The sequence below is a fragment of the Acidisoma cellulosilyticum genome (genome assembly GCF_020621385.1).
GTDB classification, from domain to species: domain Bacteria; phylum Pseudomonadota; class Alphaproteobacteria; order Acetobacterales; family Acetobacteraceae; genus Acidisoma; species Acidisoma cellulosilyticum.
Genome location: NZ_JAESVA010000004.1, coordinates 365,535 through 391,566, shown reverse-complemented (window position 1 = coordinate 391,566; position 26,032 = coordinate 365,535). Strand labels below are relative to the sequence as shown.

At 63.0% G+C, this 26,032-nt stretch carries 23 protein-coding genes; 11 read left to right on the top strand and 12 right to left on the bottom strand.

Translation table 11 applies throughout. From position 1 onward, the window contains the following. Positions 1–3: 3 nt before the first annotated feature. The 4 genes from ACELLULO517_RS14085 to ACELLULO517_RS14070 all read right to left on the bottom strand — a co-directional run bounded on the left by ACELLULO517_RS14085 (position 4) and on the right by ACELLULO517_RS14070 (position 3,954). On the bottom strand, positions 4–828 hold the full coding sequence (locus ACELLULO517_RS14085) for a sugar phosphate isomerase/epimerase family protein (RefSeq protein WP_227308041.1): 825 nt from the start codon (positions 826–828) through the stop codon (positions 4–6). After that, positions 825–1,991: a dihydrodipicolinate synthase family protein gene (locus ACELLULO517_RS14080; RefSeq protein WP_227308040.1), complete on the bottom strand. Its 1,167-nt coding sequence runs from the start codon at positions 1,989–1,991 to the stop codon at positions 825–827. Before ACELLULO517_RS14080 ends, ACELLULO517_RS14085 begins: the two co-directional genes overlap by 4 nt. A gap of 4 nt (positions 1,992–1,995) precedes the next feature. After that, entirely contained in the window at positions 1,996–3,171 is a 1,176-nt protein-coding gene (locus tag ACELLULO517_RS14075) for a Gfo/Idh/MocA family protein (RefSeq protein WP_227308039.1), read from the bottom strand. A 93-nt stretch (positions 3,172–3,264) separates the two neighbouring features. After that, positions 3,265–3,954, bottom strand: coding sequence for a TetR family transcriptional regulator (locus ACELLULO517_RS14070; protein ID WP_227308038.1), 690 nt, complete (start codon positions 3,952–3,954; stop codon positions 3,265–3,267). 128 nt (positions 3,955–4,082) lie between these two features. Between ACELLULO517_RS14070 and ACELLULO517_RS14065 the strand changes: the two genes are divergently transcribed. From ACELLULO517_RS14065 to ACELLULO517_RS14045, 5 genes are read left to right on the top strand one after another with little or no spacing between them, the layout of a single operon-like run. Next, positions 4,083–5,636 carry a sugar ABC transporter ATP-binding protein gene (locus ACELLULO517_RS14065; RefSeq protein ID WP_227308037.1) on the top strand — a complete coding sequence of 518 codons (1,554 nt, stop codon included), beginning with the start codon at positions 4,083–4,085 and terminating at the stop codon, positions 5,634–5,636. Beyond that, positions 5,633–6,610, top strand: coding sequence for an ABC transporter permease (locus ACELLULO517_RS14060; protein ID WP_227308036.1), 978 nt, complete (start codon positions 5,633–5,635; stop codon positions 6,608–6,610). Before ACELLULO517_RS14065 ends, ACELLULO517_RS14060 begins: the two co-directional genes overlap by 4 nt. Next, positions 6,607–7,602 carry an ABC transporter permease gene (locus ACELLULO517_RS14055; RefSeq protein ID WP_227308035.1) on the top strand — a complete coding sequence of 332 codons (996 nt, stop codon included), beginning with the start codon at positions 6,607–6,609 and terminating at the stop codon, positions 7,600–7,602. Before ACELLULO517_RS14060 ends, ACELLULO517_RS14055 begins: the two co-directional genes overlap by 4 nt. Before the next feature lie 37 nt (positions 7,603–7,639). Beyond that, on the top strand, positions 7,640–8,806 hold the full coding sequence (locus ACELLULO517_RS14050; RefSeq protein WP_227308034.1) for an ABC transporter substrate-binding protein: 1,167 nt from the start codon (positions 7,640–7,642) through the stop codon (positions 8,804–8,806). A gap of 25 nt (positions 8,807–8,831) precedes the next feature. Continuing rightward, positions 8,832–10,535: a GMC family oxidoreductase gene (locus ACELLULO517_RS14045; protein ID WP_227308033.1), complete on the top strand. Its 1,704-nt coding sequence runs from the start codon at positions 8,832–8,834 to the stop codon at positions 10,533–10,535. Here the strand turns inward: ACELLULO517_RS14045 and ACELLULO517_RS14040 are convergent. Both ACELLULO517_RS14040 and ACELLULO517_RS14035 read right to left on the bottom strand, forming a co-directional pair. Continuing rightward, the gene (locus tag ACELLULO517_RS14040) at positions 10,530–11,462 is read right to left on the bottom strand and encodes an ROK family protein (protein WP_227308032.1); all 933 of its coding nucleotides are present in this window, start codon (positions 11,460–11,462) and stop codon (positions 10,530–10,532) included. The genes ACELLULO517_RS14045 and ACELLULO517_RS14040 overlap by 6 nt on opposite strands. Positions 11,463–11,464: 2 nt before the next feature. Continuing rightward, the gene (locus ACELLULO517_RS14035) at positions 11,465–12,508 is read right to left on the bottom strand and encodes an SIS domain-containing protein (RefSeq protein ID WP_227308031.1); all 1,044 of its coding nucleotides are present in this window, start codon (positions 12,506–12,508) and stop codon (positions 11,465–11,467) included. Positions 12,509–12,607: 99 nt separating this feature from the next. Here ACELLULO517_RS14035 and ACELLULO517_RS14030 point away from each other — a divergent pair, with 99 nt between their 5' ends. The 5 genes from ACELLULO517_RS14030 (at position 12,608) to ACELLULO517_RS14010 (ending at position 19,032) form a co-directional block, all read left to right on the top strand. Next, positions 12,608–13,921, top strand: a complete 1,314-nt coding sequence (locus ACELLULO517_RS14030; RefSeq protein ID WP_227308030.1) for an ROK family transcriptional regulator — start codon at positions 12,608–12,610, stop codon at positions 13,919–13,921. 108 nt (positions 13,922–14,029) lie between these two features. After that, on the top strand, positions 14,030–15,295 hold the full coding sequence (locus ACELLULO517_RS14025) for an extracellular solute-binding protein (RefSeq protein ID WP_227308029.1): 1,266 nt from the start codon (positions 14,030–14,032) through the stop codon (positions 15,293–15,295). Positions 15,296–15,302: 7 nt separating this feature from the next. Further along, positions 15,303–16,172, top strand: a complete 870-nt coding sequence (locus ACELLULO517_RS14020) for a carbohydrate ABC transporter permease (protein ID WP_227308028.1) — start codon at positions 15,303–15,305, stop codon at positions 16,170–16,172. Position 16,173: 1 nt separating this feature from the next. Then, positions 16,174–17,019, top strand: coding sequence for a carbohydrate ABC transporter permease (locus ACELLULO517_RS14015; RefSeq protein WP_227308027.1), 846 nt, complete (start codon positions 16,174–16,176; stop codon positions 17,017–17,019). Between the two features lie 63 nt (positions 17,020–17,082). Continuing rightward, positions 17,083–19,032 carry a primary-amine oxidase gene (locus tag ACELLULO517_RS14010; RefSeq protein ID WP_227308026.1) on the top strand — a complete coding sequence of 650 codons (1,950 nt, stop codon included), beginning with the start codon at positions 17,083–17,085 and terminating at the stop codon, positions 19,030–19,032. An 81-nt stretch (positions 19,033–19,113) separates the two neighbouring features. On the opposite strand, the gene ACELLULO517_RS14005 is transcribed toward ACELLULO517_RS14010, so the two are convergent. The 6 genes from ACELLULO517_RS14005 to ACELLULO517_RS13980 are packed head-to-tail and all read right to left on the bottom strand — an operon-like array spanning position 19,114 to position 25,119. After that, positions 19,114–19,860, bottom strand: a complete 747-nt coding sequence (locus ACELLULO517_RS14005; RefSeq protein WP_227308025.1) for an aspartate/glutamate racemase family protein — start codon at positions 19,858–19,860, stop codon at positions 19,114–19,116. Positions 19,861–19,882: 22 nt separating this feature from the next. Next, positions 19,883–21,250, bottom strand: a complete 1,368-nt coding sequence (locus ACELLULO517_RS14000) for an amidase (protein WP_227308024.1) — start codon at positions 21,248–21,250, stop codon at positions 19,883–19,885. Beyond that, positions 21,247–22,116, bottom strand: a complete 870-nt coding sequence (locus tag ACELLULO517_RS13995) for an ABC transporter permease (protein ID WP_227308023.1) — start codon at positions 22,114–22,116, stop codon at positions 21,247–21,249. Before ACELLULO517_RS13995 ends, ACELLULO517_RS14000 begins: the two co-directional genes overlap by 4 nt. Before the next feature lies 1 nt (position 22,117). Further along, entirely contained in the window at positions 22,118–22,921 is an 804-nt protein-coding gene (locus tag ACELLULO517_RS13990; RefSeq protein WP_227308022.1) for an ABC transporter ATP-binding protein, read from the bottom strand. Between the two features lie 3 nt (positions 22,922–22,924). Continuing rightward, positions 22,925–23,773: an ABC transporter permease gene (locus ACELLULO517_RS13985; RefSeq protein ID WP_227308021.1), complete on the bottom strand. Its 849-nt coding sequence runs from the start codon at positions 23,771–23,773 to the stop codon at positions 22,925–22,927. Between the two features lie 11 nt (positions 23,774–23,784). Further along, on the bottom strand, positions 23,785–25,119 hold the full coding sequence (locus ACELLULO517_RS13980) for a substrate-binding domain-containing protein (protein WP_227308020.1): 1,335 nt from the start codon (positions 25,117–25,119) through the stop codon (positions 23,785–23,787). Between the two features lie 173 nt (positions 25,120–25,292). Here ACELLULO517_RS13980 and ACELLULO517_RS13975 point away from each other — a divergent pair, with 173 nt between their 5' ends. Further along, positions 25,293–26,006, top strand: coding sequence for a GntR family transcriptional regulator (locus ACELLULO517_RS13975; protein ID WP_227308019.1), 714 nt, complete (start codon positions 25,293–25,295; stop codon positions 26,004–26,006). Positions 26,007–26,032 lie beyond the last annotated feature (26 nt).

Below are 26,032 nucleotides of genomic sequence, written 5' to 3'. Positions count from 1 at the left end.
TGCTCAGCAGACGGTCTCGAACCGCTCGATACAGGTCGCAATAACCGCGTCGCCCGGCCGCTTTCCCCAGTTCTCAGCAGAGAAAATCTCGACTTCCTGAGGACCGTGATAGCCCGCGGCCTCGATCATGGCGCGCAGCGCCTTCAGATCGATCACACCATCCCCCATCATGCCGCGATCGAGCAACAGGTCCCGCGTCGGCACCAGCCAATCGCAGATATGATGCGCCAAAATCCGGCCGCCCGCGCCCGCACGCGCAATCTGCTCGGCCAGCTTAGGATCCCACCAGACGTGATAGGCGTCGATGGCGACGCCGATATCGGGTCCGAATTGGTCACAGAGGTCAAGCGCCTGTTCCAGCGTATTCACGCAGGCGCGGTCGGCCGCATACATCGGATGCAGGGGCTCGATCGCAAGCGGCATATTCTGGGCCTGCGCATAGGGCAGAAGCGCCGCCAATCCGTCCAGAACCATGCCGCGTGCCGCCGGCAGGTCCCGCGATCCTCCGGGCAGGCCGCCGACGACGAGTACGAGGCATTCGGCATCCAGCGCCACCGCCTCATCCACCGCGCGCTTATTGTCTTCGATCGCAGCGGCCAGGCCTTCGGGCGTCGTCGCCGGAAACATGCCACCCCGGCAAAGACCCGTCACCGTCAGCCCGTTCGACCGCACGATGCGCGCAGCCTCATCCAAGCCGATGGCGTGAATCTGGTCGCGCCAGGGCGCGATGGCGGTAATATTCTGCGCCAGACAGGCATCGACCGCAGCGGCAAAACCATATTGCTGACGGATGGTGGCAAGGTTGATGGAGAGACCGGCGAGGCTCACACCACACCTCCGACCGCCATGACGCGCCGCATGCGCGCCACTGCCTGCTCGGGGTCGTGCAATACGCCGGCCTGGTCCGCCAGCCGGAACAGTTCCGCGAAATGCAGCAGCGACCGCGCACTCTGCTGGCCGCCGAGCATCAGGAAATGATCCTGCAACCCGTTGAGATAGGCCAGGAAGACGACACCGGTTTTGTAGAAGCGCGTCGGCGCGGCAAAGATATGCCGCGACAATGGCACGGTCGGCGCCAGGATTGCGTGGAAGCCGGCCTCGTCACCCGCCGCCAATCTTGCCAGAGCCGCCGAGGCCGCCGGCGCGATCGCGTCGAATATGCCGAGCAAGGCGTGGGAATGGCCAAGCGCATCGCCTGCGATGAGCTCCGCGTAGTTGAAGTCGTCACCGGTATACATCCGCACGGCCGGTGCCAGACGGCGGCGCATGGCGATCTCCTTCTCGGCCGAGAGCAGGGAAATCTTCACGCCGTCCACCTTATCGGCATGGGTATTGATGATGTCGGTGCAGACAGCCATCGCGTCCCAATGATCGGCAGCGCCCCAATAACCGTCGAGTGCGGGGTCAAACATCTCGCCCAGCCAATGGATGATGACGGGCTGACTGACCTGGCGCAGGATGCGGTCATAGACCCTCGCATAATCATCCGGCCCGCGGGCGGCGGCCACAAGCGCCCGGCTCGCCATCAGGATGATGCGACCGCCCAAAGCCTCGATCGCCTCGATCTGCATCTCATAGGCGCGGATCACGTCATTGATGCTGCTATCGGTGCCCGGCGTCAGGTGATCGGTGCCGGCGCCACAGGCAATCACGGCGCCTGGATGGTTTTTCGCTGCCGCCACGCTATGACCGATGAGTTCAAGCGCCCCCGGCCAGCTCAACCCCATGCCGCGCTGCGCCGTATCCATGGCTTCCGCAACGCCAAGGCCGAGGTCCCACAGATGGGTGCGGAAGGCGATCGTCCGCTCCCAATCGATCGCCTGGTCCAGCCAGGGCGCGTTATCGGCCAGCGGATCGACGACGATATGGGCCGCCGCATAGGCGACCCGGTTGAACTGCGGCGCAGCCCCGGGCTTGGGCAGCGCCAGGGGCGCACCGGTCAGGGTATAGGCGGCAAGGCCGCCCGATGACGGTAGGATCAGGCTGGTCATGGCGTCAGGCCGCCGCGCGGGCGGATTGCGGCAATGTCAGCACCGGCACATCCAGCCAACGTCGTTCCTGCCAGCTTTGGGTCGCCAGTTCCGCGAGTTGCACGCCCTTCGCGCCTTCCAGAAGATCAAACCGCCAAGCCGTCCCCGCCACGACATGGCGGATGAAGTCTTCCCATTGCAGCTTGAAACCGTTCTCATAGATCTGGTTGTCGGGCACCTCATCCCATTGCTGCTCGAAGCGCATGGTCTGCGGCTGATCCGGATTCCAGACCGGGCGCGGCGTATTGACCCGGTGCTGGGTGAAGCAGCGCGTCAACCCCGCGACCGCCGAACCATGGGTGCCGTCAACCTGAAAGGTGACGAGATCGTCACGCTTCACGCGCACAGCCCAGGAGGAATTGATATGGGCGATGATGCCGCCCTCAAGCTGGAAGGTGGCATAGGCAGCGTCATCCGCATCCGCCCGATACATGCTGCCATTTTCGTCGCCGCGTTCGGGAATATGGGTGGCGCCCAGGCAGCTGACGGACCGGACCGCACCGAAGAGATTATCGAGCACATAGCGCCAATGCGGCAGCATATCGAGAATGATGCCGCCGCCATCGGCTTTTCGGTAATTCCAGGACGGGCGCTGAGCCGCCTGCCAGTCGCCCTCGAAGACCCAATAGCCGAATTCGCCGCGCACCGAGAGAATACGCCCGAAGAAGCCGCTATCGCGCAGCATGGCGATTTTGCGCAGGCCAGGCAGATAAAGCTTATCCTGTACCACACCGCTTTTGACGCCGCGGTCACGCGCCAGCATCGCGACGTCCAGCGATTCCTGCAGCGTCTCGCTGATCGGCTTTTCACAATAGACATGCTTGCCGGCGGCGATGGCGCGTTTCAGCAGATCAACCCGCATCTGGGTCGATCCCGCATCGAAAAAGATGCTGTCCTCGGGGTTGGCCAGCGCCGCATCGATATCCGTCGCGACACGCGCGATACCGTGGCGCTTGGCCAGGGCCGAGACTTTATCGTGATTGCGCCCGACCAGAATGGGATCGGGCATGACGCGATCGCCGTTCGGCAAGGTCACGCCGCCCTGGTCGCGGATCGCGACGATAGAACGGACCAGATGCTGGTTATACCCCATCCGCCCGGTGATGCCGTGCATGATGATGCCAAGCTGCTGAACGGCCATCGCACTCTCCCTCGTTTCTTGTTTTTGTAACCGTATGGTTACTATGGGAGCATGGCCGAGCGCGCGGAGTCAAGCGTCACGCACAAGATCGTTTTAGCGGAGAGAGGCCAGAACCATGCTGACGATATGCGCGGCCCAGCCGTCAGTCTCATCCTTCGTCATGAGATCGCGGCGGAAAATCGTCGACAGCGTCCAGCGGTTGGACAGATAGAAGAACCCGAGCGCGGCAATGCTGATATAGACTTTCACAGGGTCGATATCTTTGCGGAACACGCCGCTTTCGGCACCGCGACGCAGCAAATCCCCGGTCTGGACGACCAGCGGGGAGTTCAACTCGAAGATCCGCGCCGAGCGCTTCAGGAATTTGGCCCGATGCAGATTCTCGGTATGCAGCAGGCTCAAAAATTCCGGATGGTCCAGATAGTAGCGCCAGGTGAAAAGAACCAGCTCTCTGATGCCGTCTTCCGGATCACGCTCTGCCAGATGCAGCTTCGTTTCGGCCAAGCGTATCTGCATATAGGTGCCTTCCAGCACCGCCAGATAGAGCGCGTCCTTGCCGCCGAAATAATGATAGAGCATCCGCTTATTGCTGCCAGCGCGCGCGGCTATGGCATTGATGCGCGCACCGCCATAGCCCTTCTCGGCGAACTCCTTCGCGGATGCAGCAAGAATGGCGGCGCTGGTGCGTTCCGGATCACGCGTTGCAGCGACACGGGGGGCAGGCAGGGTTGCGGGTTTGGTGGCGGAAGCCCGTTTCCGGACCGGCTTGGTTGTCGCTGACATGCGGTGAAGCGTACCGGCACGATGTCCGCTTGACAAGCGGGCGAGTCACTTCCTAGCTTATAACCAACTGGTTATTTAGGCACCCCTTCCGGGGAAGACCGAACAAGGCCAGAGCGCGGGGAAGACCGGTGCCAAACAGAAACGGGACAGCAGCGATCGGCAAAGCCGTGGATGGAACGGTCCTGCTCAGTATGCAGGACGTCTCAAAGTTCTTCGGCAGCATCCAGGTGCTCGACACTATCTCCTTCGATGTGCGCGCGGGTGAGGTGCATGCGCTGTGCGGCGAAAACGGCGCCGGCAAATCGACCCTCATGAAAATCCTGACCGGTGCTTTTCCAGTCAGTAGCGGGCGCATCCTGTTGAACGGACAGGAGATGCGTTTCGTGCACCCGGTCGAAGCACGGGCCGCCGGCATCGGCATCATCCATCAGGAACTCAGCCTGCTGCCGCATCGCACCGTGGCCGAAAACATCCTGCTCGGCCGCGAGCCCTCTCGCGGCGGCCTGGTCGATCGGCGGCGGATGGTGACGGAAGCGCGCGACGCCCTGGCCCGCCTCGGCAGTGCCATTCCGCCGGAAGCGCCCGTCGCAAGCCTCTCCATCGCCGAACAGCAGGTGGTTGAGATCGCCAAGGCCATCGCCACCCATGCGCGCCTGCTGGTCTTCGATGAACCGACCGCCCCCCTCGACACAGTCGAAAGCGCCAAGCTTTTCCGGGTCATTGCCGAGCTGCGCAGCAGCGGCGTCGGCATCGTCTATATCTCCCACCGCATGCGGGAAGTGTTCGAGATTGCCGACCGCATCACGGTGCTCAAGGACGGTTGCGGCATGGGCACGTTCGATGCCGCAGACGCGACGCCGGACAAGGTCATCCGGCTGATGGTCGGCCGTCCCGTCAGCGCGCTTTTTCCGCCCCGCAGCGCTACCACACCGGGGGAAGCCTTGCTCACGATCCTGGGCGGCGGCAATGCCGCTCTGCACGATATCGATCTGACGCTCTATGCCGGGCAGATCCTGGGCGTCGCTGGGCTGGAAGGGTCAGGCAAGACCGCCCTCGCCCGCGCGCTCGTCGGGGATCAGCGCTTCACGACAGGACAGATCACCTTCCGTGACGGGCGGCCGGCACCGCGATCCCCACGAGAGGCCGTGCAGCGCGGCATCGCTTACCTCTCGGATGATCGTAAGGCGGAGGGGCTCGGCCTGCGCCAATCGCTCCGCGACAATGCATCTCTGGCCCTGCGGGCCTTGGCCGCAGGTCTCGCGCTGCCGTCAATCGCCAACCGCAATCCCGGCCGCATCGACGCTTTGTTCCGCGACGTGGAAATGCGCGCCGCGGATTTCGGTGTGGCGGTCGGTCGTCTGTCCGGCGGCAATCAGCAGAAGGTGGTTTTCGCACGCTGGCTTGCGACCGCACCGCATCTATGGGTCGTGGCCGAACCGACGCGCGGTATCGATGTCGGTGCGAAGGCGACGATCTATGCCCTTCTCCGGCGCTACGCCGATGCCGGCGGCGCCGTGGTGATGGTCTCCTCCGACCTCACTGAAATCATCGGCGCCAGCGACCGTATCCTGGTCATGAGCGGCGGCCGCATTCTGGTGGAACTGCCCGCCGGCTCAGCCGAGAGCGAGATCATGGCCCATGCCGTCCATGGCCCTGGCCAAGTGGCGGAGCTGGTCGCATGAGCGGGATCACGCTGTCGACCCGTCGGTTCAGGCCGCAGGGATTGCTGCCGGCCGCGCTGATCGTGGGCGCGGCCTTGACCTATGCGGTGGTCTCGCTCGCAACCGCGCAGAGCGCTCAGCTCTCCTGGGCCGGCATCGCCGGGCTGCTGCAACGCATGGTCGCCCTCGGCATCACCGCTTGCGGCCAGACCTTGGTGCTGCTGGTCGGCTCGATCGATCTCTCGGTCGCCAATCTCATCAGCGTCTCGGCCGTCATCGCCGCCCATGTCATGAACGGCCGTCCTGACGCCATCGCCTTGGGCATTGCGGCCGCAATTGCGATCGGCGTGATCGTCGGCCTCGCCAATGGGCTGATCGTGTCTAAGCTCAAGGTCAGTCCCTTGATCGCAACCCTTGGCATTGGCCTCGTACTGCAAGGCGTGCTGTCCGCCGCCTATGACGATCTGCCGGGCTCGGTCCCGGCCAGCTTTCGTGTCCTTGCCTATGGGCATGTCCTGGGTATTCCGCTTGCCCTGCTCCTGCTCGCCGCGGTTGTCGCGCTCGCAGGTTTTGTTCTCAGCCGCACCGTCATCGGCTTTCGTCTCTATGGCGTCGGCGGTGACGCGCGCACAGCCCGGCTTGCCGGTATCCGGACCGACCGGTTCGTCATCGGCGCGCATATCGCGGCGAGCGTGACGGCCGCCGTCAGCGGCCTCTATCTCGCCAGCTGGCTCGGCGCCGGCACGCCCTGGGTGGGACGCGACGGCGGCTATGATCTCGATTCCGTCGCCGTCGTCGTCATCGGCGGTACTCTGCTCTCGGGCGGCCGAGGGGGGGTGGCCGGCACCATCGCCGGCGTTTTCGTCTTTGCCACCATCGATGCGGTTTTCAACATGCTGCAGATCGACCCGTTTCTGGGCCAGATTCTGCGCGGGCTGATCGTCATCAGTTCCGTCGCTGCCTATACGTTTCGCGGCAAGGCGCATGTCGCATGACCGCGAAAATCCTCACGCATGCGGTCAGCCGCCCACCCACACCGCGTGTCGCCTGGCGCCGCATCAACCCGACGATCGTCATTTTCCTGGTCCTGCTGGCCGCGATCTGCTGGATAAGCCCGCTGTATCGCACGGCTCCAGGCTTGATGAGCCTGCTGCAGCGTGCCTCCCCGGTGATCATTCTCTCCGCCGGCCAGACTTTCGTGCTCGTGACCGGCGGTTTCGATCTCTCGGTCGGGTCGCTGATCACCCTGGTCGTGGTCGCTTGCGCGCTCATCACCGGGGGCGACGGCAGCCTGACCTGGATCGCCCTGCTGGCCGCCTATGGCATCGGCCTCACGGTCGGTCTGATCAACGGCGCCATCGTCGCCTGGGGCAAGGTGCCGTCCATTATCACCACGCTTGGCATGCTGCTCTCCGTCAAGGGTGTCGCGATGCTCTGGTCCGGCGGCGCGCCGGAGGGCTATCTGCCCGTCAATCTGCGCTATTTCGGCCGCTATGTCTGGCGCCATGTGCCGCTGATCCAGCGGCTGCCGGTGGCGGTGGTCGTGCTGGTCGGCAGCCTCGCCGTTCTGGTCTGGCTGTTCCATTTCACGAATTTCGGCCGACTTCTACTGATGATCGGGGATAATCCCCGCGCAGCCGAACTCTCCGGCGTGCCGGTGCGGCGGCAGCGCATGCTGGCCTTCGTCATCTCGGCGCTCGCCGCCGTCACCGCCGGTATTCTGCTCGGCGGCTTTTCAGGCGTCTCGGTCGATGTCGGCACCGGCTACGAGTTGGAGGCGACATCGGCGGCCGTCATCGGCGGGGTCGTCCTGCTCGGCGGGGAAGGCAGCATGACCGGCGCCATTTTCGGCGGCCTGACACTCTACGCGCTCTTCACCCTGCTGAACCTCATCGGCTTTCCGGAGCCGCTACGCGTTGCCGTGCAGGGGCTTATTCTGGTCGCCGCCGCAGCGCTGACTGCGCGACGGAGCGGCACAAGACAGTAAATCTCCCAATAAAAACATAAAAAGGGGAATTTTTGACATGAAACGAAAGACAGCATGGCGCCTCGGCGTCAGCGGTGCCGCTTTAATGGTCGCGACGACGCTCACCGCGACGGCCTGGGCACAGACAGCGACCAGTGACAGCACCGCCATGGCGAAGGAATTCGCCTATGAAAAGGCGTTGATGTCCGCCAAGCCCATCGGGCCCGCCGACAAGCCCTGGCTGCAAAGCCTGAGCAGTGCCACGGTCGATACCGCCAAATACAAAAAGGCACCGCCCTATCGGGTCTGCTTCTCCAATGCGAGCGTCAGCAATCCCTGGCGCGTGGTCGGCTGGAAGGTCATGCAGGCCGAAGCCGAATTGCATAAATCTGAGATCGCATCGTTGAGTTACGCGGATGCGCAGGACAAGGACGACAAGCAGATTTCCGATATCCGGGCCTTCGTGACCGGCGGCAAATGCGACGTGCTGATCGTCTCGCCGCATACATCCGATGCGCTGACCCCGGTGGTCGAGGAAGCCTGCAAGGTGCTGCCGGTCATCACCTTCGATCGCAGCGTCAATACAACCTGTCCCGTGACGGCCGTGCGCACGATCGGCGGCTATGCCTATGGCATCGCCGGCGCCACCTATGTCGTCGATCATATGCCCAAGGGCGGCAAGCTGCTGGAACTGCGCACCGCGCCCGGCATCGATGTGTTTGAGACGCGGGATGACGCCGCCGCAAAAATCTTCACCGATGCCGGCATCAAGCCGATCGGCGTCGAATATACCGGCGCCGACAATGCCAAAACCAAAGCCGTGGTCAGCGACTATCTCAGCCGCTTCGGCAAGATCGACGCGGTCTGGGTCGATTTCGGCGCCATGTCGGTGGCCGTCGCCGAAGCTTTCGAGGATGCAGGGCAGGATTACCCCATCATCACCGGAGAGGACCAGGAAGACTATCTGCAGAAATGGAAGCAGGAAGGCTTCAAAGGCATCGCCCCCACCTATCCTGCCTATCAATGGCGCACGGCGCTGATCGCGGCCTTGGATGTTCTGCAAGGCAAGCCGGTCTATGGCCCGAACTGGATTCTGCCGCAGCCCATCATCACCAGCGCCAATCTCGACCAATACGTGAATGCCAAGATGCCGCCCCTGCATTACGCGGCATGCGGCTGCGAAGGCATGCCCGGCTACCCGGAGCGTTGGGGTGGCAAGCCGTAACGCGGTCTGAGGGGAGACGATCACCGTGACGCATTTTCTGATCCTGGGCGGCGGCTCTGCGGGCTGCGCGCTAGCCGCCCGACTGACTGAAGACGCGCGCCACCGCGTCACCTTGATCGAGGCTGGGCGGGATTTGACGGCGGAGACCATGCCGCCCGCCATCCGCAGCCGTTATCCGGGCCGCGCCTATCTCGACCCCGGCAATATCTGGAGCAGCCTGACCGCCTTCCTTGGCGCGCCGGGCGGACGGACGGAGGGGCGTTCGCCTCGTCGCTACGAGCAAGGGCGCGTCCTCGGCGGCGGCTCCGCCGTCAATGCCATGGTCGCCAATCGCGGCGCGCCCGGCGACTATGACGAATGGGGCCAGTCGGGCGCCGCAGGATGGTCCTGGGACGCCTGCCTGCCCTATTTCCGCAAGCTGGAGCGCGACGTCGATTGCGACGGGCCTTTCCATGGCAAGGACGGCCCCATTCCGGTGCGCCGCATCGGCGACGCGGCAATGTCACCCTTCGTCAAGGCCGTCAGCCGCACGCTCGCCGCGCATGGCCATCAGCCGAAAGCCGATCAGAATGGCGAATGGGCGGACGGCATCTATACCGGCGCCATCGCGGTCGGCGATGACGGTCAGCGCGTGCCGACCTCCATCGCCTATCTCACGCCCGACATCCGCCGCCGGCCGAACCTGCGCATCGTCACCGACCGTCATGTCGATCGCATCACGTTCGACGGCAAGCGCGCGACCGGTGCCGTGACGCTCGCCGCAGATAATGGCGAGCCCGAGACCTGGGCCGCCGAGGAGGTGATTATCTCGACCGGCGCCATCCATACGGCCGCCCTATTGTTGCGCAGCGGCATAGGACCGGCGGAAGCGCTTAAGGCGCTCGGCATTCCTGTCGTGCTGGCGCATGCCGGTGTCGGCGCCAATTTGATGGAACATCCCTCGACCGCCGTCTCCTGCTATCTGCCGCCGTCAGCAAGGCTGCGCGACCTGGCGGAGCATCATGACCACGCCATCCTGCGGTTTTCCTCTGACCTTGCCGGCACGCCGGAGGGCGACATGCATGCGGCCATGATCGCGCGCTCCGGCTGGCATTCGGTCGGCCAGCGTGTCGGCACTTTGTTCATCTGGGTAAATAAGGCCTATTCGCGCGGCAAGGTGGAATTGGCATCGCGTGACGCGCACGCGGAGCCGAAGGTCGATTTCCGCTTGCTCTCGGATGCGCGGGATATGGAGCGGCTGAAGCTCGGCTTTCGCCTCGGTGCCAAAACACTGACCGATCCGCTGATGCAGGGCTGGGCCGGGACCGTTTTCCCCACCAGCTATTCACCACGCGTGGCGAGGATCGCAGGGGCTGGCTTCGTCAATGCCGCCCAACGCGGCATCTTCGGCGCCATGCTGGACTATGCCGGGCCGCTACGCTCCGCACTGATCCACGGCGCCGTCACGCTCGGCACCCGTCTCGACGATCTTCTACGGGACGACGCCGCGCTGACCGCCTTCATCGGCGCAGGCGTCGGTGGCGTATGGCATGCCTCCGGCACCGCACGCATGGGCGCCGCCGAGGACCCTATGGCCGTGACGGACGGCCAGGGCCGCGTTCATGGCGCCCAGAATCTGCGCGTCGTCGACGCATCGCTGATGCCGACGATCCCGCGCGCCAATACCAATATCCCCACCATCATGATGGCGGAGCGGATCGCTGACCTGATCAAGGCCGAGCGATTATGAGACGGGCCGGCCAGCGAGGCCGATGGCGGCGGCGCCGATAATGCCGGCGTCATTGCCGGTCTCGGCCAATAACAGAAGCGGCGGGCGCTCGAACAGCGCCCAATAGAAACCCTTGAGGTAGGGGCGCACCGTGTCCAATAGAAACTCGCCCGCGCCGGACAGGCCGCCGCCCAGGATCACCGCTTCAAGGTTGAGCATATTGGACATCATGCCGATGGCCTGGGCGATCCAGCGGCCGCCCTCATGCACCACCTGAAGGGCTGTCGCGTCGCCGGCCTTCGCGCGGTCATAGACCTCCTGCGTTGTGGTGATGCCCACGTCGCCCGTCAGCGCCTGGTAGCGGCGCAGCAGGGCGCTGGCACTCGCCAGAAATTCGAAGGTGCCGGGAATGGGACCGGGCAGGTCCGTCCGCGACGGATCGAGACAGATGGCGCCGATCTCGGGGGGCAGCCCATTGGGCCCGTCGATGATCTTGCGGTCGATGACGACCGCGCCGCCGATCCCGGTGCCGAGCGTCAGCACCGCGAAGCGCTGGAAGGGCCGACCGGCGCCCCAGACCATTTCGCCTTCCGTGGCGCAGACCCCGTCATTGCCGATGACGGTCGGCAGGCCGAAGCGCGCCGTGAATTCGTCGCGCAAGGATCCGCCCGTCAGCGGCGGTGCATTCGGGATGGATTTCATCAACCCGCCGGTCTTGGGATTGGGATAGGCCGGCACGCCGACGCCGATCGCGACCGGCGCTGGGCCGTCCGCGAGCAAAGCCGCGATCTCATCACCCAATTCCGTCGCGAACCGCGCGAAGGGCGTGGATTTGTCGAGCGGAATGGCGCGTTTGGCGAGCACCTCTCCGCTCTCCGTCACCAGCCCGAACTTGATCGACGTGCCACCGATATCGACACCAACGCCGACGCGAACCGCACTTGCCATGATCAGACAACAACCGGACGGATTTTGACGTTCAGCTGTTTGCCCAGATTGGGATAGATCATGCCGGGCTGTTCCATCCCCTTGGCGCGCGCGACATGCCAGGCGTACCACTGGAAAGGAAACAATGCCCAGGTCGCATCCGCCCAGCTTTCGGGCACCGCCGGCCAGTCGATCGCCAGATCATAGGGTGTCGGCTCATCCGACAGATTGCAGACCGCAAGACGCGGCCCGAGCGCGGTCAAGGCGCGACCGAGATTGGCCGCGACCTTCGCCTCCGCCGCGTCACGCGCAATGATCAGAACCAGGCTGCGGTCGGTCGTGCCGTAGACATGGCCGTGCAGCGCTTCCTCGATATCGAAACCAGCCGTCGGCACGCCGGTAATTTCGGCAATCTTGAGCGAGGCTTCCAGCGCGCTGCCGACATGGCCGTGCTGGCCCGCGACCTGGATGTAATCCGGAATGCCATAGGTCGAGAGCAACCATTGCGCGGCCTTGTCCGATTGCGCGAGGGCGATATCGAGCGCGGCTTCCAGCCCGCTGGTCTCCAGCGGCTTGCCGCCGAGATGACTGGCGACCGCCAGCAAGCTCAGGACGCTCGCGGTATAACCCTTGGTCTTGGGCCCGGCCAATTCCTCGCCGATCGGCATGAGGACGATATCCGCCCCCGTCTCCGCCAGCGGGCTGCCGTCGTCGCCGACAATGGCCAGCGTCGGGAAGCCGAGCGAGACCGACAGGCGCACGGCTTCCACCGTGCTGGTGCTGCGCCCGGATTGGGAAACGGCGATAACGAGGGTCGGCGCAGCGGAAGGGCGCGGCGGCAGATGCAGGAAGGCTTCCGGCTCCTTGAAAGTCACCAAAGCCCCTGTTGCCTGTTCCAGCGCGGTCGCCGCGGCGATCAGCGCGTTCATGGAGGAGCCAGTGCCGACCAGCACAAGCCGCTCGGGCTTGACGGCCAGGGTCGACAGCCTGGAGAGGATATCGCCTATGGCCGTTGGCAGGCTTGCCAGCAGCTTCGGCTGCTCATGCATATAGAGGTCGATTTTCATTCCGGGCTCCTCGATTCCGCTTGGCTCTCCGACATAATTCAATTTGAATGATTTAACCAGGGGCGAGTTGCAGCGCCGAGACTGGATTGAGGATAGGCTATGTTCCACGGCACCAATATCGAGCATGCGCGCACGCTGAACCGCCGCGTGGTCTTCGAGGCCGTGCGGCGTCATGGCGCCATCACCCGCGCTGACCTCGCTCGCCTGACGGGGCTGACGCCCCAAGCGGTATCGAATATCTCAGCCGAATTGCGCGATGCCGGGCTGATCCGCGAAGGCGCCCGCCGCCAGGGACTGCGCGGCCAGCCGGCCGTCGAATTGTCGCTGGAGCCGACAGGCGGTTATGCAGTCGGCCTCAATCTCGGCCATCAATTCCTGAGCGGCGTTCTGGTCAATTTAGCCGGCGAGGTGATCGCTTCCGACAGCTTGCCGCTCGCGGCACCCGTGCTGCCGCTGGACAGCTTGATGGGCGTGATGGAATCGGTCGTGGAAGGACTGTTGGCGCAAGCGCGACTGCCCCGCGACCAGTTGTGGGGTGTCGGCTGCGGCCTGCCCGGCCTGGTGCGAGACGGTGTGCTGATCGTCGATACCATGAGCGGCGGTGAGGATCGGCCGCATTACCCGCTCGCCCAAAGCCTCGGCACCAGGCTCAACCTTCCCGTGATTGCTGAAAACGACGCGCGGGCGGCGGCCATCGGCGAAAGGCTGTACGGTATCGGGCGGGAGGCGCGGCATTTCTTCTACCTCCATTTCGGTTTCGGTATCGGCGGCGGCATGATCGTCGACGGCGATCATTACCGCGGCGGATCCGGTGGCGCGGGTGAAATCGGCCATATGATCGTGAAGCCCGGCGGCCGGCCCTGCTCCTGCGGCAATCGCGGCTGCCTTGAACAATATTGCTCGCTTTTCTCCGCGGGCGAGGCCGTGGGCGGCACGGAACGCAGCGCCGATCAAGTGCGGCCAGAGGAGCTCAGCGCCTGCCTCGCGGCGAACGAACCGAGCTTCATGACCTGGCTGCGGGAAGCCGCCCATCACCTGCGCACCGCGATCCATAATATCGAAGTCATGTTCGACCCAGAAACCGTCGTCATCGGCGGCAGCTTGCCGGAGGACGTGCTGAACCGTCTGGTCGCCCTCACCCAGCCCCTGCTGCCCTCGGTCTATCCTGATCCCGCCCGAGGCCGCGCCCTGCCGCGCCTGACGGTCGCGACCGCACCGGACATGCCGGCGCTGGGCGCTGCGGCCTTGCCGATATCGGCCATGATCCAGCCCAGCCTTGGCCTTTTGTGGAAGGTGCCGGCCGGCCCGGGCGCGGCCTTGGCCCAAGCCGCCTTGTCCCAGGCGCAGACGGTTCTGGGTAGTCCTTTCGTCCGGTCGGAGGTCTCTGTCACGAATTTGACTGAGAATGGTTGACAGCGCGCGTCGAGGCTGATCAATTTAAGAAAGAAACTTGAATTAATTATCGGCCTGCCAGTTTTGGTTACGCCTGCCCCGGCCTTCACCCCGACAGGAACCGCGCCCATGACCCAATACAGATCCAAGAAACGCTTTTTCCTTGCCTGCGCCTCACTCCTGGCGCTGCAAATCGGCCTCGCCGAAGCCGCCAGCGCCAATACCGTGCTGCATGGGCTTTTCATGAGCCAGGCCGGCTATAGCGAGGCCGATGTCCGCGCGATGACCGCCGCCTATGTCAAAATGCATCCGGACGTCACGGTCGACCTCGAATTCGTGCCTTACGAGTCCTTGCACGACAAGATTTTGCTCTCGAAGGGTTCGGCCAACGGCTATGACGTCGTGCTCTATGACGTGATTTGGCCGGCCGAGTTCGCGACCAAGCATATTCTGCAGGATGTCTCGGACCGTATCACGCCCGATATGAAATCGGGGATCGAGCCCGGTGCCTGGACGACCGTTACCTATAAGGACAGGGAATACGGTCTGCCCTGGCTGCTGGACAGCAAGTTCCTTTATTATAACAAGGCTATCCTCGCGAAGGCCGGCATCACGGCGGTGCCGACGACCTGGCCGGAGGTGATCGCTGACTCGAAGATCATCAAGGACAAGGGGATCCTGCAATATCCGATCGCCTGGAGCTGGAGCCAGGCGGAAGCCCTGATCTGCGACTATGCCGTTTTGCTCAATGCCTATGGCGGTCAGTTCGTCGATAGCGCCGGTGCGCCGGCCTTCCAGACTGGCGGCGGTCTGGATGCCCTGACGTTCATGGTCGATTCCCTGAAGTCCGGTGTCAGCAACCCGCATTCGACCGAATATCTGGAAGAGGACGTCCGGCGCGTCTTCTCGGCCGGTCAGGCCGCTTTCGCGCTCAACTGGTCCTATATGTGGGCGCTGGCCAATAACAATCCGAAGGAATCGAAGATCGTCGGTCAGGTTGGCGTTGAGCCCGCACCCGGCGTGCCCGGCAAAAGCACCATCTCCTCCGTCAACGGCGCGATGGGCCTGGGCATCCCGACCGCCAGCAAGAATGCCGCTGCCGCCTGGGACTATATCACCTACCTGACCTCGCAGAAGGTCGAGGATGCCTATACGGCCGATGCCATTCCGATGTGGAAATCCTCCTTCGAGGAGCCTGCGCTGATGAACGGTCCGCTCGGCCCGATGGCGAAAGCGATGGAGACGACGCAGACGCAACTTTTCCCGCGTCCCTTCGTGCCGAACTATCCGCAATTCTCCGCTGCCCTGCAGACGAATATCCAGCAATCCCTGCTGGGTAAGGCTGAACCCGCCGCGGCCCTGAAGGCCGCCGCCGATACCATCACCGGCGATTAATCGACCAATGCTGGGCCGACGGTCTCTTTTTCTGCTCTTGCCTTTGTTTGCGGGGCTCGCTGCCGTCATCGGCTGGCCCCTGCTGCAGACCGTCTGGCTGAGCTTCACGGATGCTCAGCTGGGCGATGCCACGGGCAATTTCGTCGGCCTGGCCAATTACGCCCACGCCTTTCGCTCGCATGGCTTCCGCCATGCGCTGGGCGTGACGATCACCTTCAGCCTGTCGACCGTCGCGATCGAAATGGTCCTCGGGCTGCTGGTGGGGCTTTTGCTCGACCTCCCCTTGCGGGGACGCGGCATTCTGCGCGCCATCCTCATCATCCCCTGGGCGCTGCCGACCGTCATCAACGCCATGGCCTGGCGCGTCATCTACAACCCTGATTTCGGCGCGCTCAATGCACTGCTGACGCAAACCCATATCATCGGTGCCTATCGGAGCTGGCTGGGCGATCCTGGTCTCGCGCTTGCCTCCATCGCCGGCGCCGATATCTGGAAGACCTTTCCCTTCGTGGCCCTGGTAACGCTCGCCGGTTTGCAGAATGTGCCGCGGGAATTGAAGGAAGCCGCCTATATCGACGGTGCCGGGCCCTGGATGCGGTTCAAAACCGTCATCCTTCCGGCGATCGCGACACCGCTGATGATCGCGGCTGTCCTTCGCATCATCGATACCATCAAGGTCTTCGACATCATCTGGGTGATGACGCGCGGCGGCCCCGCCAACGCCACCAAATCTCTCAGCATCATGGTCTATGAACAGGCCTTCTCCTTCGGCAATGCCGGCTATGGCGCGGCCATCGCATTACTATCCGTCGCCATCAGCGTGGTTCTGATCGGCGGCTATATGCGGGCGACGCGCGCCCAGACAGCGAGCGCGTGAGATGAAGCTCACCCGCACAGGCGCCGTTCTCGGCTATGCCGCCATGATCCTTGTCGGGCTGGTGGTGGTACTGCCGCTGCTTTGGATGGTGATCATGAGCGTCAGCAGCACAAGGGATCTGACCACCCTGCCGCTGCATTGGATTCCACGACAACTCGACTTCTCCCGCTATCATCGCCTGCTGAGCCTGGCCGCCAATAGCGACGGACAGACCTTCCTGTTTGCCCTGCGCAATACGGTGGAAGTCGCGATCGGCACGACGGTCGTCTCCTTCGCGCTTGCTTTGCCGGCGTCCTGGCTGTTTGCGCGGCGCGAAGGCAGGCTCGACAAGCTGCTCATGCTGGTCGTCGCGACCTATATGCTGCCGCCGCTGCTATTCGTGGTGCCGCTGTATCATATTTTCTCCAGCCTCTCGCTGCTCAACTCCCCGCTCGCGCTGATGATCGCGGACAGCACCGTCGTGCTGCCCTTCACCACCTGGCTGCTGAAGGGCGGGATAGACGCGATCCCGGCGGAGTTGGAACAGGCCGCCGCCATCGATGGCGCCAGCCTATGGCGGATCTGGCTTGCCGTCACGCTGCCGCTGGCGCGCCCCATCATCAGCACCACGATCCTGTTTTCCGTGCTGATGGTCTGGGATGAGTTCCTCTATGCCATGATCTTCACCAGCGACTCTTCTGCCCAGACGATAACGGTTGCCATCGCGGATCTCGCGAGCGGCCGCGTATCGGATTACGGTCTGCTGGCGGCGGCCGGCATTCTGGCCGCACTCCCGGCCGTTATTATCGGCGCTTGCCTGCAGCGCGCCCTGGTCGCCGGCCTCACCACAGGCGGCGTCAAAGGCTAGGATTAACCAAGTCTCGATGGTCGTTGGTCTTAGGATCAGCGCAAAGAACAAAGGATCGGATTAATGAACGACCCTGACCAGACGGCCAGTATTGCCACCGCAACCCCTGCCTATCTGGCGGCGCTGGCGCCCCTCGGCCCCGATGAAATCACGGCCCTGGTCGCCATCATCAAGGCGGCCAAAGAATTCGGACCGGCGACGCTGTTCCAGACCATCGAATTGAAAGAGCCGACGCCGGCAGAATATCGTGCCGCGATGGCGGGGGAGACCCTGCCGCGCGACGCCCGCGCCCAGGTCTGCCAGCGGGACCAGCCGGGCGTCTGGAGTCTGACGCTGTCTCTGTCCGAGGCGCGCATCCTGACCGCACAGCATTTTCCGACCATGCGACCCATGGTGCAGGTCGAGCAGCTTCTGGATGTGGAGCGTGTCGTGCGCGCCGATCCGCGTTTCATCGCGGCCTGCGCCACGCGCGGCATTGCCGATATGACGGCGGTTTGCGTCGATGCCTGGACAGGTGGCAATTTCGGCTTCCCGGATGAGGAAGGCCGTCTCATCTCCCACACCTTCTCCTGGCTGCGTCTGCATGAATTCGAAAATTTCTACGCCCATCCCATCGAGGGGCTGAACGTCGTCGTCGATATCAAGACCGGTGAGGTTCTGCGGCTTGACGATCATGGTGGGCCGCCGATCCCGATGATCGACATTCCGTACGATTCCAAATTCGTCATACCCCGCGCGGCGCTGAAGCCGCTTAACATCGTCCAGCCTGAAGGCGTCAGCTTCGTGCTAGACGGCCATGCGATGCGCTGGGATCAATGGAGTTTCGCGATCGGCTTCAATCCGCGCGACGGACTTATCCTGCATGACATCCGCTGGGACGGACGGCCGATCGTGCGGCGCGCGGCGCTCGCCGAACTCGTGGTACCCTATGGCTCGCCCGAGGGCGGGCATTATCGCCAGAACATCTTCGATATCGGCGAATATGGCTTCGGGAAATTCACCAACTCTCTGAAACTGGGCTGCGATTGTCTCGGCGCCATCCAATATCTCGATACCCATGTGAATATGCTCGACGGCAGCATCTATACGATTGAGAAGGCGATCTGCATTCACGAAGAAGACGCCGGCATTCTATGGAAGCATTGGGATTTCCGCGCCGACCGCACCCAGATCCGGCGTGGCCGCAAGCTTGTCGTCTCCTGCGTCTGCACGGTCGGCAATTACGAATATGCCCAATACTGGTCTTTCACCCAAAGCGGCGATATCGAATTCGAGATGAAGGCAACGGGTATCGTCAATACCAATGCCTGCGAACCCGGCCAGCCCAGCAAATACGCGACCGAACTCTCACCCGGCCTGCAAGGCCCCATCCATCAGCATCTGTTTTGCGCGCGGCTGGATATGGCGGTGGACGGTTCCGGCAATAGCGTTGTCGAGACCAATACCTATGCCGAGCCGGTCAGCCCGAGGAATCCGCACGGCAATGCCTTCTATGCCGAGGACAAGGTGCTGACGACGGAATTGGCGGCAGCGCGCAAGGCCGATGCCGCAACGCATCGCAGCTGGAAGGTCATCAATCCCGGCAAGCTGAACCATGTCGGCAAGCCAGTCGCCTATAAGCTGGACGCGCCGAATTGCGTCACGCCTTTTCTGAATGAGGATGGGCCGTCCGGCCAGCGCTCCAGCTTCACGCGCAATCATATCTGGGTGACGCCCTTTCATGAGAATGAGCGCTACCCGGCCGGTGAATTCGTCTGCAATTCGGACGGCAGCGACAGCCTCGCGGAAATCGTCAAGCAGGATCGCAATATCGAGAACCAGGACATCGTTCTCTGGCATGTCTTTGGATTGCATCACATCGTCCGGCCCGAGGATTTTCCCGTCCAGCCCTGCATCTCCTGCGGATTTTCACTGATGCCGAGTGGATTTTTCCCGGCCAATCCCGGTATCGATGTGCCGGACAGCACCAATCGCGCGAGTGTCCTCGCGGGCGGCGGACATTGTTGTGCCTAGCAACTCAGCGGCGCCTGCCTTCCCGGGACTTTGGAAACCATGATGCTCTCGCCGCCTGGCGGATGTGCGAGAGCCTTGTCCTCAGCCGCCGCCGCCTAATAGCGATGCGAGCGCGGCGGGCAGCCCAACCGTGGGTTTTCCGTCCGGCAGACGAAAGCTGCCGATCTCGGCTTTGCGCGGTTTGAGAAGGGCGAGCGTCTCGGCCATGCGGGTTGCGGCTTCAACGCTATCGATCACGGGTACGGGTAGCAACGGCGCGACGCGACGCGCTAGACCCGCAAGCGGGGCGCCGCCCAGGATGATCACTTCCGCGCCGTCCTCCCGCGCCGCCAAGGTCGCCGCCTCGACAAGCGCCGCCGTCATCTCCGCCTGAACAAGATCGATGTCGCTGAAGGCCTGGCGCGCGACACGTAGCGAGGCAAGGCGGCCGCCCATTCCGTTCGCGGCCACGCATTCCTCGAACCAGGGGGCGAGATTGGCGGAAAAGGTGACGATCGAGAAACGGCGGCCGAGCATGCAGGCGGTCAGTATGGACGCTTCGGCAAGCCCGACCACGGGAACCGAAAGCAATTCCCGCGCGGCATTGAGAGCCGGATCGCCAAAGGCGGCCATGATCACGGCATCATAGGGCGCGCTGAGGTCCGCCAGCATTTCGAGGGCAATCGCGCCCCCGATCACCGCTTCCGCGCGTGTCGCGATATAGGGCAAGCCGCGCGGCGCGGTAATGGCGTCGATCACCGTGGTCTCGGCGGCTATGCCACGCGCAACGCTCGCCATACGCTCGGTCAAGGCTTCGGTGGTATTCGGGTTCAAAAGCAGAAGGCGCATCGGGGCAAAGTCTCTCACTGGATCAGCATGACGAGGTTGGCATTTCGCTCAGGATGCTCTCAACCACGGCCGCGAAGTCCAGAAGGGCTAGGTCCCTTCCCTCGGCCGCGATCAACTGCAGCCCGGCGGGTAGGCCGCTGGAACCCTTGCCGCAGGGAATCGAAATCGCCGGCACCCGCGCATGATTGAAAAGCGGCGTGAAAGCCGCATGGGCTCGCGGTTCGACAGGCTGCCCCGCTATGGTCTCGGGGCCCAGACGGTCAAGCGGCCAGGAGAAACAAGGCACCGTCGGGCCGACCAGGATGTCGAATGCGCGTAAGAACCGCGCCAGCGATTGCGTGACTTCCGCGCTCTGGATCAGCGCCATGGCGACCTTCGCACCGGACAGGCTAAGCCCCCGATCGATCTGACTGGCGATATCCGGATCGAACAGATCCGGGGATTGGCGGAAGGTTTCACCGTAAATTGCCGCCAGACCGGCATGCTGCAGCGGCATGAGACTGGCCTCGGACATCCCGTCAGGCCAAGGCGGGTCGGCCCGCTGCACGGCAAAGCCTTGGCGCCTGACGCCCTCGACCGCTGCCTCCACCATCGCCTCTATCTCTGGGTCGACCGGGACGGAAAGACCAAACCGCGGGGAATAGGCAATGCGCAGCGGCGGCCCGGGCGGTCTCCCCCCTTCCCTTGGCAATCCGGCCAGAACCGAAAAGGCGAGCGCCGCGTCGGCGACCCCATTGGTCATAGGACAAAGGCAGGAGATGCTCTGCAACGGCTCCCGGAAGCCCGGCCCGTAGGGAATCGCCCCGAGCGATGGTTTGAAGCCCACCGCACCCACATGCGCAGGCGGTCGGCAGCTTGACCCGCCGGCATCCGTGCCGAGCGCGATCGGTACAAGCCCGGCCGCCACGGCGGCGGCACTGCCGCCCGACGATCCGCCCGGCGTCAATCGGGGATCGAGCGGATGGCGCGTCGGCCCGAACAGCAGATTGGTCGTATTGCCCTTGCAGGCGAATTCGGACGTATTGGTCATGCCGATGATGACCGCACCGGCGGCGCGCAGACGGCTGACCGCAACCGCGTCATCCGGCGCTACGAAATCCGCAAAAAGCCGCGACCCCTGCGTGACCCTTTGCCCCTTGACCCAGATATTATCCTTCACGGCGACCGGCACACCGGCCAGTGGCAGGACGATACCGTCCTTGACCTGCGCATCGACAGCGGCGGCGGCAGCCAGAACGCCGTCGGCATCGACCGATACGAAGGCGTTCAAGCGCGCATTTTGCGCCGCGATCGCGTCCAGTGCCACCTGGGCAACCTCGACCGCTTTGTGACGGCCGGACTGAACGGATCGCCCAAGGTCGCGGGCATTACTGAGGTGATCTGCGCTCACCGCGCAATCTCCCGACGAGAGGTTTGCGGCGCCCAAGCCAGCAGCTTCCGGGTCGCGCGATCAAACAGCGTATAAAACACCGCAGCAAAAACCAGGATCACCAGAGCGACCAGGAACATGCGGTCGAGATAGGCGAATTGCTGTGCATAGACGATGATATAACCCAGCCCCGATTGCGCCCCCAGATACTCGGCGCCCAGAACAGCGCTCCAGGCCGTGCCAAGGGCCAGCAGGATCGTCGACCGCATGCCCGGCAAAATGCCCGGTAGAATCACGCTGCGATAAATCTGGCTCTGGCTCGCACCGAGGCTGCGGGCATTGTCGATAAAGATCGCAGGAATATTGGCGACCGCATTGACCGTGCCGGCAAAGACAATGACGCTCACGCCATAAGCCGTGAAGGCGATCTGTCCGAAAAGATTGGTGCCGAACCAAAGCTGAAACAGCGGGACCATGGCCAGAAGCGGCAGGGTGCGCAGAAACTGCATCGGCAAATTGACGATGCGGCGCCCCCAGGAAGACCAGGAGACGGCAAGCCCGCCGATCATGCCGAGCAGAGTGCCGATGGCAAGACCGCCAAGGACGCGCGCGAGGGTGATCGCGCTATTGACGATCAGCGTGAGGCAAGCGGCCGCATAACCGCGACTTGCCCCTTCCGCGACGGACCTGACGCCCAATCCCCCTTGCCAGTAGTCGGATAGCGACAGCAATGTCTTGGTAAAGATCACTTGCCAGCCGGCGATCATCGGTTCGCCGGGCTGTGCCTCCGCAGGGTAGATCATAGAAAGCAACTGCCAGATCGCCGCGAGGCAAAGCAGGACGATGAGGCCAATGGCCCGCCTGCGGCTGGGCGAAAGCGGCTTCATCTCACTGGCCCGGCTTCGCGGCAGCCGGGCGTATTAGGCCCATATGCTGCAGCAGCCTGTGACGATGGTTCACCAATTCCGGCAGGACAAGATCATCGGCGGAGCGCGGTTTGGGCAATGTCACCGCAAGGTCTTCGACCATGCGACCCGAATGAAACACCAGAATGCGGTCGGCGAGAATCAAGGCCTCATCCACATCATGCGTCACGAAAATGACCGTCCTGCGCCGACCGCCCTCACCGTCAAGCCAAAGATCCAGGAGCACATCATGCAATTGGTGACGCGTGACATAGTCCAATGCGCCGAACGGCTCGTCGAGCATCAATATCTCGGCGCCATTCGCGAAAACGGTGGCGATCGCCACGCGTTTGAGCATGCCGCCGGACAGTTCCTTCGGCCAGGCCTGGGCGACCTGCATCAGTCCAACGCGTTCCAGATAATGCAAGGCGCGTTCGCGGCGTTCACCCTTGCTCACGCCGCGGCATTTCAACCCGTATTCGACATTGTCGATCACCCGCATCCAGGGAAAGACACTGTCTTTCTGGAAGACGACGCCGCGTTCCGGGCCCGGCCTTAACACTGGCTTCCCCTGGGCTTCGATCTCGCCCGAACTCTGCCGCAACAGGCCGGCCAGCATTTGCAGCAACGTCGTCTTGCCACAGCCGGATGGGCCGACCAGACAGACGAACTCTCCGGCTTTGATGGTGACGCTCAGGTCATCGAGCGCAGTGACCGTCTGCCCGTCTGCCCGCGTAAAGCGCCGGGACAGATGACGGATCTGGATATCTTGCACTGCATTCGCCATGCGTCACGCTCCGGCAACAGGGGTGGAGGATTTCCAGCGCGTGAGGCGATGAATGGCCCACGCAGCGCATCCGTCGCAAACGGTTGCGACAAGCCCCAGAAGCAACAGCGCCGCCATGATGCCCTGGGCATCGGTGGCGCCAGCCAGGACCTCGATGATTTTGCCTATTCCCTGCTGGGCGCCCAGAAGTTCGGATACGGCCTCAAGCCCCCAGGCGCCGGCCAAAGCGATGCGCAATCCACCGAGAATTTCCGGAATGGTCGCGGGGATGAGAATATCACGCAGCACCGCGCGAGGCGACGCGCCGAGCGTCGCTGCATAATCCTCGAACACCGGCGCGATATTCTCGGCCGCGCGTTGTGCGGCGACATAGACGACGACGATGACGTAGAAGGTCACGAGCAGCACGGCGCTGGCCCGGCCGACGCCGAACCAGATCAGCAGAAACGGTGCGAGAATGAGAATGGGCACCGTGCCCACGGTCATCATCACAGGATCGATCACTGCACGGATAAGCTCTTGCCTTGCCGTGACAAGCCCCAAGGGAATGGCGAAGGCAGCGCCGACGATCATGGCGAGCAGCACGTTCTCCGCCGTATAGGTCATGCTGCCGAGCAGGCTGGCATTCGCCAGACCAAAATAGCTGAGGTCCGGCGCCGACAGGAATTCGCTGCAAAGGCGCCTGACAACACCAAGCGGCGCAGGCAAAATCGCTGGCGGCAGCAAACACGCCGCCAGTTCCCAGACCAGCAGAAGTAGCAATATTCCAAGCCATGCCATCGGATCGAAGCGCAAGGCGCGCGTTACGCGCCTCGCACCTCCGTCACGGACAGGCATTGTGGTCAGGGACAAGGGCCAGCCCCTTACTGGCTGGCCGCAAGCGCAAGGCGGTAGGAATCCAGATAGTCGAAATTCGTGTAGAATGTCTTTGCCTGGTCGACCAGCTTGGTTTTGTCGGCAGACAAGGACTTGCCAGACAAGCTGGTCAACAAGGCATTCGTCTTGTCGCGATAAGCGGTCATTTCATGCCAGATCGGCGCGCCCCAGACGACATCATCCGGCTTCACGACCCCGGCCGGGATGACGTGATGCTGTTCCAGATCGGCGATGATCGCGGACCAGACGCTTTTGTAATAAACGAGGTTGGCGGGCTCATCGTAATATACCTTGTCCTCGTCGAACGGCGTGAACGGGTCGAGGATATTGACGGTATTGGCAACGCCCTTGCCGTCGAGCGATGTCCCCGCGAAGCTGTTCAGATAAGGAGCCTGGATGTCGTAAAGCGACGGATCCTTGGCAGTCGCATCAAAGATGCGCCATACCACGGACAGGAAGCGCAGAACGGTATTCTGGTTTGTATTGACATAGTCGCTGCGCGCCGCGATGCCGACGATATCGATCACGTCTTCCAGCGGGGAATTCGTGCCGCCCGGGCCGTATTTCACCAGATCGCCGATATCGACGACATCGGTCCAGCCCGCCTGGCGCAAGGTATAAGTGATCGGCGCGCCCTCGGGATTGACGAAAAGCTCCCGTCCCGCCTGAGCGAGAACGAGCGACTTCGAATCATCCAGAACCTGAAGATTCCAGGTGAGGCCAGACAGTTTGCCGAGTGTCTCCTCGAAAGGACGCGCACTCAATTCCGGCGCGCCGACCAGCGTTTTGCCGGCGAGGGGTGCCAATGCCAGCTTCAGTGCCTCGGAAAAGCTTTTCCCCTCCGCGATATAGTCCTTGAAGGTCTTGAGATGCAGTTTGGGATTGGCGAGGATCGCGAAGGCCTGATTATTGTCGGTGAAGGCAATGCATTTCAGCAGGCGAGACGTCCGATATGTCGGCAGAAACAGCGGGCAGTATTCGCTGATCATATCCAACTGCCCATTGAGCATGAGCGTCAATACATTGGAGTCATTGGCCTTCAATCCATAAGGTGGCGGCGTAAAACTGATGCCGACCTCTTTGAACCAGCCTTTCTTCATGCCGATGACGTAAGGCGTATTATCGGCATAAGGCCGCATCCCGAATTTGATGGTCGCACCGGGTATGGCGGTGCCCGCTTCGGGCGGTGCCGGCACGAAGCGGTCGGAACTGTCCTGTGCTGCCTGACCCGCGGCGGCACTTCCAGCCAGGATAGAGGCTGCCAATAGGAAGCAGGACAAACTTTTGGGACCCCAGGCTCGCCGCAACCGATTGAGCTTCATGCCAGTCTCCTCCGTTGATGCATATGATCTGTGAAGCAAATTAGATGCCAGGCTCGCATTTCATTTAATCCATTATAATCGCTATATTTTTCTTGCTCTCAGTACCAAGCTGGCTTTCTTTTTTTGAATTTTGCATGCAAAATGACCAGATCGCCCGACGATAGGACAGGACCATGGCGCAGACGCCGGACTCGCCCACAAAAGCGCGCAAGGACGCGGCTTCGGGCATGAAACGAGCGCCGATTTTGGCGCGGCGCCCGTTGCACGAGGAGGTGCTGGCACAGCTGCGCGACATGATCGTGGAGGGAGATCTCGCGGCTGGCGATCGTCTGAATGACGCGAAACTGAGTGAGATGCTGGCAGTCTCCCGCACCCCGGTCCGCGAAGCCTTGAAACTTTTGGCGCAAGAGGGGCTGGTTGAACTTCTGCCACGCCGCGGCGCGCGCGTGCTTGCCTTGTCAGAGAAGGCGATGGGCGAGTTGCTTGAGGTTATCTGCGGCATAGAGCGTCTTGCCGCCGAATTGGCCGCGGACCGCATGAGCCAGGATCAGCTCGATCATATGGAACGCCTGCACGCGCGCATGCAGCAGCGCTTCGCGGCCGGGGACAGGAAGCAGTATTTCAAACTCAATCACGAGATTCATCTTCTGCTGGTCCAGGCCGCATGCAACGACGCGCTGATCGCTCTGCATGCCTCGCTGCTGACAAGGGTCAGACGCGGCCGATACGCGGCCTTGCTGGCCCATGACCGGTGGGCGGAGGCCATGACCGAGCATGAGGAACTCATGGCCGCTCTCCGCGCCCATGACGCCGAGCGGGCGGGCATCGTCATGGCCGGTCATGTCAAGCATACGCGTGAGGCCCTCCACCGCGCCCTTGTCTCCTGATCGATGGTCGGGGAACGGCCTTGGAC